The 13944-nt window shown below is 74.6% G+C and carries 9 protein-coding genes; 4 read left to right on the forward strand and 5 right to left on the reverse strand.

Annotation, left to right across the window (positions count from 1 at the left end):
* Window positions 1-25 precede the first annotated feature (25 nt).
* The gene (locus AB0398_RS16920; protein WP_366375768.1) at window positions 26-1480 is read left to right on the forward strand and encodes an acyl-CoA synthetase; all 1455 of its coding nucleotides are present in this window, start codon (window positions 26-28) and stop codon (window positions 1478-1480) included.
* Window positions 1481-1541: 61 nt separating this feature from the next.
* Here AB0398_RS16920 and AB0398_RS16925 read toward each other — a convergent pair whose 3' ends face one another.
* The 3 genes from AB0398_RS16925 to AB0398_RS16935 all read right to left on the reverse strand — a co-directional run bounded on the left by AB0398_RS16925 (window position 1542) and on the right by AB0398_RS16935 (window position 7139).
* Window positions 1542-5228, reverse strand: coding sequence for a S8 family serine peptidase (locus AB0398_RS16925; protein ID WP_366375769.1), 3687 nt, complete (start codon window positions 5226-5228; stop codon window positions 1542-1544).
* Window positions 5229-5427: 199 nt separating this feature from the next.
* Window positions 5428-6690, reverse strand: a complete 1263-nt coding sequence (locus AB0398_RS16930; RefSeq protein ID WP_366375771.1) for an MFS transporter — start codon at window positions 6688-6690, stop codon at window positions 5428-5430.
* Entirely contained in the window at window positions 6687-7139 is a 453-nt protein-coding gene (locus tag AB0398_RS16935; protein ID WP_366375772.1) for a GNAT family N-acetyltransferase, read from the reverse strand. Before AB0398_RS16935 ends, AB0398_RS16930 begins: the two co-directional genes overlap by 4 nt.
* A 649-nt stretch (window positions 7140-7788) precedes the next feature.
* Between AB0398_RS16935 and AB0398_RS16940 the strand changes: the two genes are divergently transcribed.
* Window positions 7789-9387, forward strand: coding sequence for a prenyltransferase/squalene oxidase repeat-containing protein (locus AB0398_RS16940; protein ID WP_366375774.1), 1599 nt, complete (start codon window positions 7789-7791; stop codon window positions 9385-9387).
* A 5-nt stretch (window positions 9388-9392) separates the two neighbouring features.
* Here the strand turns inward: AB0398_RS16940 and AB0398_RS16945 are convergent, their stop codons facing one another.
* Window positions 9393-9953 carry a MarR family transcriptional regulator gene (locus AB0398_RS16945; protein ID WP_366375775.1) on the reverse strand — a complete coding sequence of 187 codons (561 nt, stop codon included), beginning with the start codon at window positions 9951-9953 and terminating at the stop codon, window positions 9393-9395.
* A 117-nt stretch (window positions 9954-10070) separates the two neighbouring features.
* On the opposite strand from AB0398_RS16945, the gene AB0398_RS16950 reads away from it, so the two are divergent.
* Together AB0398_RS16950 and AB0398_RS16955 are read left to right on the forward strand one after the other, a co-directional pair.
* A complete protein-coding gene (locus tag AB0398_RS16950) occupies window positions 10071-10487 on the forward strand; it encodes an organic hydroperoxide resistance protein (protein WP_125668527.1) in 417 nt (138 codons plus the stop codon).
* Window positions 10488-10716: 229 nt separating this feature from the next.
* Window positions 10717-12771: a phosphocholine-specific phospholipase C gene (locus AB0398_RS16955; protein WP_366375777.1), complete on the forward strand. Its 2055-nt coding sequence runs from the start codon at window positions 10717-10719 to the stop codon at window positions 12769-12771.
* A gap of 105 nt (window positions 12772-12876) precedes the next feature.
* Here the strand turns inward: AB0398_RS16955 and AB0398_RS16960 are convergent, their stop codons facing one another.
* On the reverse strand, window positions 12877-13944 hold the full coding sequence (locus AB0398_RS16960) for a hypothetical protein (RefSeq protein WP_366375779.1): 1068 nt from the start codon (window positions 13942-13944) through the stop codon (window positions 12877-12879).

The raw sequence follows: 13944 nt of genomic DNA on the forward strand, positions 1-13944 counted from the left end.
GCCCCCGATCCGAGGAGGACGACCGGTGAGCGCTCTCTTTCCCGCCGTCGCTGCCCGTTCCGACCGGCCCGCGCTGCGCTGCGGCGCGGACTCGCTGACGTACGGGGAGCTGGCCCGGACCGCCGGCGCCCTGGCCGCCCGGCTCGACGGCGTGGAGCGGGTGGCCGTCTGGGCGACGCCGACCGCGCGCACGGCGGTCGCGGTGGTCGCCGCCCTCCTCGCGGGCGTCCCCGCCGTACCGCTCAATCCGCGCACGGGCGAACGGGAGCTGGCGCACATCCTCGGGGACAGCGCGCCCGGCGCGGTGCTCGCGGGCCCGGAGGACGTCCTGCCGGCGGGGCTCGCGGAACTCCCCCGGATCGACGTGGAGCTCGACGCGACGGGCCCCGCCCCCGAGGAGGGGGCCGGGGGCATCGACCCCGAGTCGCCCGCCCTGATCGTCTACACCTCCGGCACCACCGGACCGCCCAAGGGCGTGCTGCTCTCCCGCCGGGCGGTCGCCGCGTCGCTCGACGCGCTCGCCGAGGCCTGGGCCTGGACCTCCGACGACGTCCTCGTGCACGCGCTGCCGCTGTTCCACGTCCACGGGCTCGTCCTCGGGATCCTGGGCCCGCTGCGGCGCGGCGGCGAGGTCCGGCACCTGGGCGCGTTCTCGGTGGAGGGCGTGGCGCGGGAGCTGGGCGCCGGGGGCGGCACGGTGCTGTTCGGGGTGCCGACCATGTACCACCGGCTCGCGGACGCCCTCTCCCACGACGAGGAGCTGGTCCGGGCGCTGGCCGGGGCGCGGCTGCTCGTCTCGGGCTCCGCCGCGCTGCCGGTCCACGACCACGAGCGGATCGCGGCGGCGACGGGCCGGACGGTCGTGGAGCGGTACGGGATGAGCGAGACCCTGATGAACACCAGCGTGCGGCCGGGCGAGGAGCCCCGTCCGGGGACGGTCGGCACCCCGCTGCCGGGCGTGGACCTGCGGCTCGTGGACGAGAACGGCTCGGTGCTCGGCGCGTACGACGGGGAGACGGTCGGGGAGGTGCAGGTGCGCGGCCCGAACCTGTTCTCCGGCTATCTGAACCGTCCGGAGGCGACGGCGGAGGCGTTCGACGGGGACTGGTTCCGCACCGGCGACGTGGCGGTGCGGGAGGCGGACGGGACGGTGCGCCTGGTGGGCCGCCGGGCGACCGACCTGATCAAGAGCGGCGGCTACAAGATCGGGGCGGGCGAGATCGAGAACGCGCTCCTCGACCACCCGGGCGTGCGCGAGGCGGCCGTCACCGGCGAGCCCGACCCCGACCTGGGCGAGCGGATCGTGGCCTGGGTGGTGCCGGCGGACGCCTCGGTGCCGCCGGCGGAGACGGAGCTCGCAAACCACGTGGCCGGACTCCTGGCCCCGCACAAGCGTCCCCGGGCGGTGCGCTACCTGGACGCGCTGCCCCGCAACGACATGGGGAAGGTCCTGAAGAAGGCGCTGCCGACGGCGGGTTGAGCGGGGAGGGGCCGGGCTCCTTCACCGACGAGGGAGCCCGGCCCGCTTCCCGTACGGACGTCTACCGCACGCCCACCGCCCTGATCAGCTCCTGCGTGACCGAGCCGCCCCGGTCGTCGCTCGCGCCGGCCCGCAGCGAGACGGAGCCGGCGCCGCGCGGGATCCGCAGCTCGCCGGTCCAGGAGGCGGCGCGCCGGTCCTTCCTCAGGGCGACCTTCCGCCAGGTCCTCCCCTCGTCGTAGGAGACCTCCAGGGTGCCGGTGCGGAGGGTTCCGGTGCCGGTCGCGCCCTTCACGTACTCCGCGAAGATCCCGACGGGCAGGCGGCTCCCGGCGCGGACGTCGCCGTTCAGGTCGGTGTCCAGGTCGAAGCCGAGGTTGAGCATCGGCAGGTAGGTGACCCGGTCGGACGGGGTCTCGGCGGAGCGGAAGGTCCACTCGCTGTGGCCCTTGGTGCCGAGCCGCCAGCGGTCGCGGTCGAGCGCGGTGTCGGTGACGACCCTGTAGGCCGCCTCACGGGCCGGGGCGTCCCAGGCGTAGGCGCCGGAGCTCGTCTTGCGGTCGACGCGGACGCCGTCGACGTGCACCTCGGTGTACTGGGTCATCGAGTCGTCGTTCCACACGTTGCCGAAGCCGGTGTGGTCGGTGCCGGAGTCACCCCAGCCGGGGGTGTTGAACCGCAGGTCGTTGCCGGTGCGCTGCTGGCCCCAGCCGAGTCCGGTGCCCAGCCACGGGTGCCAGACGGGCCCGAACCAGTTGAGGTCGGCGCGGCTGCCGCCCCGGTAGAGGGACCGGCCGCCGCGCTGCTCCAGGGAGTCGCCGAGGTCGACGGACTCGTGCCAGTACTGGCCGGTGCCGGTGGAGACGTACTCGGTGCGCTCGGCCGGGAAGGCGACGTACTCCTTGAAGCCGAAGCCGATCGGGAAGGTGTCGGTGATCGAGTACCGGAACTCGCCGCCGAGTTCCTTCCGCTTCGTGGGCGCGTGGAAGGTGGAGGAGATCGTGGCCAGGTCCCCGCGGCCGGGCCGGAAGACGAGGTCCTCGCCGATGGCGCCGGGGTGCCCCTCGGAGAGGTCGTAGGTGTACGGGGTGAAGCGGGTGCCGGTGAGGTCGACGCGCTTGCCGCGGGCGGCGGCGGTCGTGAGCAGCCGGGCGTCGGCCGCGTCCACGGTGGCGACGGCGAGCGGGCGGTCCTGGTAGTCGGCGGTGCCGAACCACTTCATCAGGCGGCCGGGGGCGCCGTCGGTGACGAACAGGGCCTTGGCGCCCGCGTCCTGGGCGGTCTGGGCCAGTCGGACGGGGTCGGCGCCGTCGGCGAGCCGGACCAGGACGGCCCTGCCCCTGACGTTCCTGCCCGTGTACGCGCCGGGGGAGCCGTCGCCCGCGTCGACGAGGCCGAGGCGGTGGCCGCCTTCGAGGAGGGCGGTGCCGGCCTGCGGGGTGGCGCCGGAGAGGCGGGTGCCGTCGACGGAGGCCTCCAGGAGCGGCTTGCCGAGGCGCCAGACGGTCCGGTACTCGAAGGTGCCGGTGGCGGGTTCGGCGGTGGGCGCGGCGAAGACCGAGTCGTAGGCCGACGGGACCTGGACGGCTCCGCCGTAGGAGGCGCCGTTCGCCTTGCGGTCGAACTCCATCAGGAGCTGGCGGGTCTCGGTCCGCCGGTCGACCTCGGCGCGGATCTCGCGCAGCCGCCGCCCGTCGAGGGTGATCTCGCGGTCCCGGTCGAGGACGATCTCGGGCGCGGTGAGGAAGCCGAGGCCGAGGGAGTCGGGGCCGTGGGAGCCGCGCACGTCGAGGAAGGTGTCGACGGTGTACGTGCCGGGCTTCAGGCGCAGTTCGAGGGTGCCGGACTCGCCGACGGCGGCCGGGAACGGGTCCACGCCCGGGGCGAGCCGCTGCACGCCGAGGGAGGCGGGGGCGGGTGCGCCGTCGCGGTCCTTGACGTGGACGGTGAGGGTGTGGCGCTCCTCCTCCTTGACCAGGCCGAGGGCGGTGCGGGCGACGGGCGCGCCGCCGGCGGTGGCGGTGATCCGGCCGGAGGACCGCCCGACGGGGGCCTCGGCGCCGTCGCCGGTGACGGTGGTGGACGCGGTGCCGTGGGCGGGGACGGTGAGGGCGGTGTCGGCGAGGGCGGCGACCCCGGCGGGCATGCCCTCGACGGCGAGGCTCAACTCGACCGGCTCGTCCGAGGAGTTGGCGTAGGTGACGGTCTTCGTGACCGGCTCGTTCTCCTCGTACGGCCAGGAGGTGAAGCCGAGGTCGGCGGAGCCGGTGGCGGTGACGTGCGCGGAGATCGCGGCGGGCACGTCGACCCGGCCGGCGCCGAGCGCGTACGCGTCGGCGTCGAGCGGCTTGGAGGAGGACATCAGGGCGTCCTTGAGGCGGGCGCCGGTCCAGTCGGGGTGCCGCTCGGCGAGGAGGGCGGCGACGCCGGCGACGTGCGGGGTCGCCATGGACGTGCCGTTCATCGAGGTGTAGAGGCCGCTGCCGGAGGTGAGTTGTGAGCGGGCGGCGAGGATGCCGACGCCGGGGGCCGACAGGTCGGGCTTGAGGGCCTGGTCGCCGTACCGGGGGCCCTGGCTGGTGAAGGAGGCGGCGCGGTCGTCGGAGTCGACGGCGCCGACGGTGAGCGCGGAGTCGGCGGCGCCGGGCGAGCCGATGGAGCCGGGGGCGCCGGAGTTGCCGGCGGCGACGACGAAGAGGGCGCCGGTCTCGGCGGAGAGGGTGTCGACGGCCCGGGCCATCGGGTCGGTGCCGTCGCTGGGTTCGCGGGATCCGAGGCTCATCGAGACGATCTTCGCGTCGACGTCCTTGGCGGCCCACTCCATGCCGGCGATGATCTGCGACTCGCTGCCGGAGCCCCCGTCGCCGAGGACCTTGCCGACGGCGAGGGTCGCGCCGGGCGCGACGCCCTTCTCCTCGCCGCCGGAGCCGGCGCCGCTGCCGCCGACGGTGGAGGTGACGTGGGTGCCGTGGCCGTTGCGGTCGGCGACCTCCTCGCCCTCGATGAAGGACTTGGACTCGGCGACCCGGCCGGCGAGGTCGGGGTGTTCCGCGTCCACGCCCGTGTCGAGGACGGCGACCTTGACGCCCTTGCCGGTGAGCCCGGCCTCCCAGGCCTTCGGGGTGCCGATCTGGGCGTTGGATTCGGCCATGGCGGCCCGGACCCGGCCGTCGAGCCAGACCTTGGCCGGGGCGGAGGCGGTGCTCCGGGCGGCGGGGGCGGTGAAGGCCCGCCAGAAGGCGGCGGGATCGGTGGCCGTGACGGCGGCGCCGCCGATGCTGGGCAGGGCGCGGACGGTCGCGGCACCGCGCGGGGCGGCGCTCCGGGAGTTCCCGCCGCCGTACGCGACGATCAGGGGGAGCGCGCCGGTGACGCCCTGCTCGACGAGGCCGGTGACGTCGAAGAGCCGGGGGTCGAGCGCGCCGGAGGCCAGGTGGGGGCGGGCCTCGTCGGGGATCACGGTGATCCGGCCGTTCGAGGTCCGGGTGCGTATCGCGCCGGTGGCGCCCTTCGCCCGGTCGACGGTGACGGTCCGCCGTCCGTCGCCGATCTCGGTGAGGGTGACGCGGTCTCCGGTCACGAGGGTGACGGTGCGGCTGGTCGCGGACGCCCCGGGGGCGGCCGGCGGGGCACTCGGCGGGGCGGAGGCGGTGGTCCCGGCGGCGGCGGTCTGCCCGGCCGAGAGCATCACGAGGGAGATGCCCGCGGCGAGCAGCCCGGCCCTCCCTCTGGCGATGGGTGTGGACATCGGCGGAGTACTCCTCGCGGCCCCGGGATCGGGGTGTTCCGGGTGCCGCGAGGAGTCTTGGCTCGGGGAAGGGGTGTTGACCCCTGCCCGCCCTGGCGGTTATGCGCCGTGGCGGCCAACCGCCAGGACAGGCGGGGTCGTTCGGGGAGATAGCGCACGGAGCTCGTGAAGGCCGTGGAGCTCGTGAAGGCCGTGAAGCTCACGGAGTCGGGTCGAGGGCGTCATAGCGGCGGAATCCGCGCCCGTACAGGGCGAGCAGTCCGACGGCGACGACGCAGGCGATCCCGCCGCCGGTGATCGCGACGGCCGGGGAGGTCAGGTCGGCGGCGGAGCCCGCGAGGAAGTCGCCGAGCCGGGGTCCGCCCGCGACGACCACGATGAAGACGCCCTGGAGCCGGCCGCGCATCTCGTCCGGGGCGGCGACCTGCATCATCGTGTTGCGGAAGATCATCGAGACGGTGTCGGAGTAGCCGGCGAGGGCGAGGAAGAAGAGCCCGAGCCAGAGGTTCCGGGTCAGTCCGAAGACGGCGACGGCGGTGCCCCAGCAGGCGACGGCGATCAGGATCGCCTGCCCGTGGTGGCGGATCCGGCCCTGCCAGCCGGACAGGATCCCGCCGAGGAGCGCCCCGAACGCGGGCGCGGCGACGAGGAGTCCGGCGGTCTTCGCGTCCCCGCCGTACCAGAGCACGGCGACGGCCGGGAAGAGGGCGCGGGGGTGGGCGAGGATCATCGCGCAGAAGTCGGAGAAGAACGTCATGCGCAGGTTGGGGCGGGTGGCGAGGAAGCGCAGCCCGTCGAGGACCGAGGCCCGCTCGGTCCCCTTGCGGTCGGGGAGCATCGACGGCAGCCGCCACATCGCGTACAGGCTCGCGGTGAAGGCGACGGCGTCGACGAGGTAGGCGGCCTGGTAGCCGGCGAGCCCGACGATCAGACCGCCGAGGCTGGGTCCGACGAGGGTGCCGAAGGTCATGACCATCGAGTTGAGCGCGTTGGCGGCGCGCAGCTGCTCGGGCGGCAGGAGCCGGGGGATCATCGCGCTGCGGGCGGGCGAGTTGAGCGCGGCGCACACGGCCTGGAGGGCGACGATCGCGTACAGGAACCAGACGCGGTGGAAGCCGGCGAACGCCGCTCCGGCCAGGGCTATGGAGAGCACGGCGGAGCCGGCGGCGCTGGCGAGGCCGAGCTTGCGGCGGTCGACGGTGTCGGCGATCGCGCCGCCGTACAGGCCGAAGACGACGAGCGGGACGAGGGAGAAGAGGCCGACGAGGCCGACGGAGAAGGGCGAGCCGGTGATGTCGTACACCTGGAGGGAGACGGCGAGGGCGGTCATGCCCTGCCCGACCCAGGAGACGGTGTTGCCGAACCAGAGGCGGCGGTAGTCCGCGGAGGTGCGCAGCGGGGTGAGGTCGGCGAGGAGCCGTCGGCGCTCCCGCTCCTGCTCGCGCGCGTCGGTGCCGGTCACGCGACGTCGTACCGCAGCTCGGGGCGCTCCCAGTGGATGCGGCCGGAGGGCGGGACGGTCCCGGTGCGGACGGCGCCGGTGCGGAGGTAGAACTCCTCGGCGGGCGGGTGCGCGACCACCTTCACGGAGCCGAGTCCGGCGGCCCTGGCCTGCCCGGTCATGTGCTCCATGAGCAGCCGTCCGATGCCGAGCCCCTGGGCGGCGTCGGCGACGAACGCGAGGTCGAGTTCGGCCTCCTCGACGAGCAGCGCGTAGAACCCGAGGACCCTACCGTCCCCGTCCCCGTCGGCGGCGACGAAGACGGGGTGGTGCTCGATGTACGAACCACCGACCTGGTACCCCTCGACCATGGCGGCGTAGTCCCCCCGGTAGGCCCGGGAGCTCCGTACGAGCCGGGTGAGCCGCCGGGAGTCGTCGGCGGTGGCACGCCGGATGGTGATGTCGGACATGGGGCGAGTATAGGGGCGGATACGGAATGGGCTCCTTACAGTTTGATGAACGGGGAGACGGAGGGGGCGGGAGTCCGGACCTCCGGGATTCGAACGGCCGGTTCGGCAGGGAGTTCGGGAGGTGGCCCGGGAGGGGTGCGGGAGAAGGGTGAAGATCGCTGTTGGGTTTACGATGCGTCATCATGCAAGTACGACGCGTCACCCCTGGTGTGCCCCCGGCCCCTCTTCGCGAGGTCACCGCGCGGGCTTCCGGAGCACCCTTTTCCGGCCTCTTCCTCCGCTTCCTCCTGGCGACACCCCTGCCCGGTGACGGAACGCGGCGCATCGGTCCGGGGGTTACGCGTCTCCACGGGCGGACATGAGCGCGCGGGCCCCGGAGCCACACGCCCCTGGCGCGCGCTCGCCTCTCGCGCGCCCCTTCTCCGCCCGCCCCTTCGAACAGGTCGGCCCCCGAGACCGGGTCCGCCCGGACCACTACGACGTCCTGACCGGCGGCGCGGTCCGGACCGGTGAGGGGCGCCGGGCGGCCGCACCCCGCCGGCCCCGGCCGACTCGGAGGCCGTGCGGCGCCTCTTCCCCCTTCGACGACTCCCCCGCCTTCGCCTTTCCCCCACCGCCTCCACGGCCCTCACCAAGGACGTCCCTCACCATGACGCACTGCGCGCCGCCCTTATCCGGCACCTCCCTCGCCGACCCCGGCCCCCCGCCCCTCACCCGCCCACCCTCCGGTACGGGCCGGCTCGACCGGGCCCGGGCCCGGCTCGCCGCCCGGCTCCTGGCCGCCGCCGGGCCGGACGGCCTGCTGCGGGCGCCCTGCGACAGCCGGATGCTGGAGTCCGCCCTGGCCCTGCGGCTGCTGACGGTGACGGACGTGGACCCGGACGCGCGGGAACGGCTCGTACGGAGGCTGAAGACCGGTCTGGACGAGGGCGCCCCCGATCCCGTGCAGGAGGCGGCGGCCCGCGCGGCCCTCGGCGAGTACGCGGACGGGCGGGGCGCGCTGGCCCAGCTGCTCGGCGGCTTCGACCACTTCACCGCCGGGCGCAAGCACCTGATGTTCCGGACGGTCCTGGCGGAGCTGGGCGCCGACGCGTTCCCCGAACTCCCCGCCCCCGGAACCGCCTTCGGGGCGCGCGGCCAGCAGCGCTGGCTGATCACGGAGATGGCCGCCCTGAAGGTCCTGCACGCCTTCGGTACGCGCTCACCCGGACGCGTCACCGAGGACGACTGGCGGACCCTGGAGCCCTGCGCGCTCCCCGGCCCTCCTCCGTACGGCAACCACCTCGCCCGGATCCTCGCCCTGCTCGCGCTGCGGCTGCGGCCCCGGTACGCGGCGGCCGTCCGGGCGCGGGCGGGCGAGCTGCGGAACGCGCTGCGCGGGGACGGCGGCCTGCCGTTCCTCACGGGCATGGACGTCTTCGCGACGGCGACCGGCGGCCTCGCCCTGGCCGGCGCGGGAGCGCCCGCCCCCGCCCTGCGGACGTTCGCGGACGCCTTGACGGCTCGTCAGAATTGTGATGGCGGCTGGGGTTTCGAGCGGGGCGTCGATCAGAGCGACGTGGACGACACGGCGTACTGCGTGGAGTTCCTGCGGACCGCGGCCCCGGAGCGGTGCGGGGCCGGGGTGGCGGCCGGCGAGCGGTACCTGCTCGCCCGGCAGGGCGCGGACGGCGGCTTCCCGACGTTCGAGCGCGGGACGGCCTCCGAGGTGGCGATAACGGCGGCGGCGGTGAACGCGCTGGCCCCCGAGCCCGCGCACCGCGCGGCGGTCGCGGCCGGCGTCCGGTTCGTCACGGCCCGGCAGGAGGCGGCCGGTCCGTTCGAGCGGAGCTGGAGCCTCAACGAGAGCAACGCCCTCTTCCGCACCGTCCTCGCCCACGACTCCTTCCTCGCGGTGGCGCCCGGCCACCCGGCGGCGGCCGGGGCCGCGCGGGGCCGGGCGCGGGCGGTGGCCCGGCTGCTCGCCACCCAGAACCCGGACGGCGGCTGGGGGCACGTGCCGGCGGACCCGAGCGACCCGATCAGCACGGCGTACGCGCTGATCGGCGTGGCGCGCACGCCGGGCGCGCGGACCGCGACCGCGCGGGCGGTGCGCCACCTCCTGGAGCGGCAGCGGCCGGACGGCGGCTTCACGTCGCGCCCGGACCAGGCGGGCCCCCGGCCGCTCGCCTATCACGTCCCGCTCCTGACGGACGTCTGCGTACTGCTCGGCCTGAACCACGCGCGCGCGGGGCTGGCGGCGCCCTGAGGGGATCAGGCGCAGCCGGAGAGGTCCCCGGGGTCGACGGCGTCGAGCCGGACGGCCAGCGCGTGGAGCCGTTCGCGCAGGTCGCCGAGGTCCGCGAGGTCCAGGCCGGTGGCGGCGGCGATCCGGCGCGGCACGCCGAGGGCCTTCTCCCGCAGCGCCGTCCCGGCCTCCGTGAGGCGCACGGTGACGGACCGCTCGTCCTCGGGGCTGCGCCGCCGCTCGACGTACCCGGCCGCTTCGAGCCGCTTGAGCAGCGGCGACAGGGTCCCGGAGTCGAGCCGCACCCGCTCCCCGATCCCCTTCACGGACAGCTCGCGGTGCTCCCAGAGCACGAGCATCACGAGGTACTGGGGGTAGGTGAGCCCGAGCTCCCTGAGGGCCTCGCGGTAGACGCCGTTGAAGGCGCGGGTCGCCGCGTGCAGCGAGAAGCAGATCTGCCGGTCGAGGCGGAGGAAGTCCCCGTCCGGGAGACCGTCGGGAAGGCCCGCGGAGGGACCGGTGGGGCCGTCGGGAAGGCCCGCGGAAGGACCGGCGGGGCCGTCGGGGAGGGTGTCGGGCGTCTCCATGCCTCCAGGATACGCGAGAACGCATCACACCCGATTGAGTTGCGCACAATTAAATAGCGCGCTACAAATGAAGGACCACCGCATCCCAGGACAGCGATCAGGACGGAAGAGGAACCCATGGACGCGATCTACACCGCCGTCGCCACCGCCAACGGCCGCGAGGGCCGCGCCGTCAGCTCCGACGGCCACATCGACCTCCCCCTCGCCCACCCGCAGGCCCTCGGCGGCAACGGACAGGGCACCAACCCCGAGCAGCTCTTCGCCGCGGGCTACGCGGCCTGCTTCGCCAGCGCCATGGGCGTGGTGGCCCGCCAGGAGAAGATCGACATCACGGACGCCTCCGTCACCGCCGAGGTCTCCATCGGCAAGGACCCCGCCGACGGCGGCTTCGGCCTCGCGGTCGTCATGCGCGCCGAGTTCCCGGAGCACCTCCAGGGCGAGGCGGGCCTGGCGCTCCTGAAGAAGACCCACGCCTTCTGCCCGTACTCCAAGGCCACCCGCGGCAACATCGAGGTCGAGCTCGTCGTCGAGTAGCCGCGCCCCCGCCTTCGCGCGGGAGACGTGTGAAGGTCCCGGTGCCGCCCGCGCGCACCGGGACCTTCGCACGAACGGCACGGGGGGTTCGTCCGCCGTACGGCGGGCAGCCATGGGACGGCCGCCGGGCGGTGGCCCGCGGACGCTGTCCTTGGGGCGCCCGCCGGGCAGGAGCCCGGCCGCCGCACGCTCCGCCCGTGCCCGCCCCCACCCCGGAGGAGAACTCCCCATGGCCGACCTCGACCGCCGCCGGTTCCTTCAGCTGACCGGCGGCGCCGCCGCGTTCACGCTGCTCTCGGAGAGCATCGCCCGCGCCGCCGCGATACCGGCACAGGGTTCCACCGGCACCCTCCAGGACGTCGAGCACATCGTCGTCCTGATGCAGGAGAACCGTTCCTTCGACCACTACTTCGGCGCGATGAAGGGCGTACGGGGCTTCGGCGACCCCCGGCCGGTGACCCTGCCCAGCGGCAAGTCCGTCTGGAACCAGTCCGACGGCTCCAAGGTGACGCTGCCCTTCCGGCCGGAGAGCGCCCGCCTCGGCATGGAGTTCCTCCAGGGCCTCAACCACGACTGGGCGGGCGGCCAGAAGGCCTTCGCGAAGGGCCGGTACGACCAGTGGATCCCGGCCAAGACCAAGGCCACGATGGCGCACCTCACCCGTGAGGACATCCCGTTCCACTACGCGCTCGCCGACGCGTTCACGGTCTGCGACGCGTACCACTGCTCGTTCATCGGCTCCACCGACCCGAACCGCTACTACCTGTGGAGCGGCCACACCGGGAACGACGGCACGGGTGGCGGCCCGGTCCTCAACAACGCCGAGGCGGGCTACGGCTGGAAGACGTACCCCGAGCGCCTGGAGGCGGCCGGGGTCTCCTGGCGGGTCTACCAGGACGTCGGCGACGGCCTGGACGCGGCGGGCTCCTGGGGCTGGATCAACGACGCGTACCGGGGCAACTACGGCGACAACTCGCTCCTCTACTTCAACAGCTACCGGAGCGCCCAGCCCGGGAACCCGCTGTACGACAAGGCCCGCACGGGCACGAACGCCAAGGCCGGCGAGGGCCTCTTCGACCGGCTGCGCGCCGACGTGCAGGGCGGCCGGCTGCCGAAGGTCTCCTGGATCGCGGCCCCGGAGGCCTTCTCGGAGCACTCCAACTGGCCCGCCAACTACGGCGCCTGGTACATCGCGCAGGTCCTGGACGCGCTGACCTCGAACCCGGACGTGTGGGCCCGTACGGCCCTGTTCATCACGTACGACGAGAACGACGGCTTCTTCGACCACGTGGTCCCGCCGTACGTCCCGGCCTCGGCGGCGCAGGGACTCTCCACCGTCGCGACCTCCCTGGACCACTTCCCCGGGAAGACGGGCTACGTCGCCGGCCCCTACGGCCTCGGCCCGCGCGTCCCGATGATCGTCGTCTCGCCCTGGTCGAAGGGCGGTTACAGCTGCTCGGAGACCTTCGACCACACCTCGGTCATCCGCTTCATGGAGGCGCGCTTCGGCGTCCGGGAGCCGCAGATCTCCCCCTGGCGGCGGGCCGTCTGCGGCGATCTGACCTCGGCCTTCGACTTCACGCGCGCGGACGCCCGGCCGGCCGCGCTGCCGCCGACCGCCGGCTACTACCCGCCGGACCGCAGCCGCCACCCCGACTTCCCGGCCACCGCGCCCGCGTCGGGCACGATGCCCCGCCAGGAGCGGGGCGCGAAGCCGACCCGCCCGCTGAAGTACGCGCCGTACGTGGACGGCGCCGCCGACACGGCGGCCGGTACCTACCGCCTGACCTTCGGCGCGGGCCCCGGCGCGGGCGCCCAGTTCTACGTCACCTCGGCCAACCGCACGGACGCGCCCTGGACGTACACGGCAGAGGCGGGCAAGTCGATCGCGGACACCTGGAACACCACGTACTCGGCCGGCGTCACCGACCTCACGGTCCACGGCCCCAACGGCTTCCTGCGCCGCTTCCGCTCCCCCGGCAGGACGCCCGTCCCGGAGGTCGCCGCCCGCCACAACGCCGGCACGGGCCACCTGGACCTGACCTTCACCAACGCGGGCGCGACCACGACGGTGACGGTGACCAACTCCTACGGAGGCTCCCCGAAGACCCTGACGGTCGCCAAGGGCGCCACGGTCACCCACACCGTCCCCCTGACCGCCGGCCACCGCTGGTACGACGTGACGATCACGGCGGCATCGGCCCCGGACCACCTCCGCCGCCTCGCGGGCCACGTGGAGACGGGCGCCCCGGACGTCTCGGACCCGGGGATCCTGACGTACTGAGCCCGACCTGGCCGGTGCCCGTTCCGGTGCCCGGGGGCGCCGGGACGGGCACCGGTCCACGGCCCGCCCGTCACCCGGTCCGGTCGCCGCTCCGCGGCAGGCGCTTCAGCGCGAGGTACAGGAGTGCGGCCGTGTACGCGCACAGCACGGTGATCCCGGCCCACCACGGGAGCGGGTGAGCGGCGTGCCGTCCGCGGGCCCGGTCCGGTGCCCGGCGACGGCGAACCGCGCCGAGACCACGAGCACGACGAGCAGGGCAGGGATCAGGCCGCCCAGGGTGCTTTCCACCGGGCGCGCGCCGTCCTCGGCGCCTTTCGGGCCGATGTCGCCGGCGCCGGTGATCGCACCATTCTTCTCCACCGCCCCGGACGCCAGGTGGTCCTTCTCCCAGTCCGTACGGTTCCGCTCGCCGACCCCGTCGTCGCTCCAGCCCCCGGCGGCGGCGCCCCGGAGGGCGATCCTGTCGAAGGTGCCGCCGGCCTGCGTCCAGCGCACCTGTTCCGTGGCGCCGCCCAGGCCGGTCCGCCGCAGCGTCAGGTCCCCCGGGGAGGCGGCGAACAGCCCCACCCGCACGGTCCCGGGCAGCCCCGGCAGGCGTACGGCACCGACCTCCGTCCACGTCGTGCCGTCGGCGGACTCGTGGCCGGTGACGGTGTCGCCCGACCGGGTCAGCCGCAGCCAGCGCGGCGCCCCCTCCGCGACTCCCCCGCCGCTGCCGGCGATGTCGTGGCGGTAGTCGTACTGCATCCGTACGCCGTGGCCGCCGGTGACCATCAGCGCCGCGTAGGAGGAGCCCGGGCGGACGCCGTCCTTGACGATGATCCCGGCCTTCGCCCACGGCACCAGGCCAGGGACGATCCGGTCGTGGTGCGGCGGCGGATAGGTGATCGTGCCCGTCATGGACGTCAGCCGGACCGTGATGCTGCCCTCGGGGCCCATCTCGCGGTTCAGGAAGGAGAACCGGTCGTTGACGAGGGAGCCGTCCGGCCCGGTCGGCTCGGCCGGGCAGGGGTCGTCGCAGGAGGCGTGGTTGCCGTACGCCTGGAGCAGTCCCAGCGCGACGACGGCCAGGGCGGCGACCGCCATCGCGACCAGCCTGTCCACGCGCCGGAACCCGGTCCACTCCCGCCGGAGCCGTTCTGTGGTCGAAGTCGTCGGAGTCGTCGAAGTCAT

It is taken from the genome of Streptomyces sp. NPDC086147 (assembly GCF_040702165.1).
In the GTDB taxonomy this organism is placed as follows: domain Bacteria; phylum Actinomycetota; class Actinomycetes; order Streptomycetales; family Streptomycetaceae; genus Streptomyces.

Excerpts from the sequence above, each read along its gene's own strand:
- AB0398_RS16925 (WP_366375769.1), bottom strand. The coding sequence starts at position 5,228 with ATGTCCACACCCATCGCCAGAGGGAGGGCCGGGCTGCTCGCCGCGGGC.
- AB0398_RS16935 (WP_366375772.1), bottom strand. The coding sequence starts at position 7,139 with ATGTCCGACATCACCATCCGGCGTGCCACCGCCGACGACTCCCGGCGG.
- AB0398_RS16940 (WP_366375774.1), top strand. The coding sequence starts at position 7,789 with ATGACGCACTGCGCGCCGCCCTTATCCGGCACCTCCCTCGCCGACCCC.
- AB0398_RS16945 (WP_366375775.1), bottom strand. The coding sequence starts at position 9,953 with ATGGAGACGCCCGACACCCTCCCCGACGGCCCCGCCGGTCCTTCCGCG.
- AB0398_RS16950 (WP_125668527.1), top strand. The coding sequence starts at position 10,071 with ATGGACGCGATCTACACCGCCGTCGCCACCGCCAACGGCCGCGAGGGC.
- AB0398_RS16955 (WP_366375777.1), top strand. The coding sequence starts at position 10,717 with ATGGCCGACCTCGACCGCCGCCGGTTCCTTCAGCTGACCGGCGGCGCC.
- AB0398_RS16960 (WP_366375779.1), bottom strand. The coding sequence starts at position 13,944 with ATGACTTCGACGACTCCGACGACTTCGACCACAGAACGGCTCCGGCGG.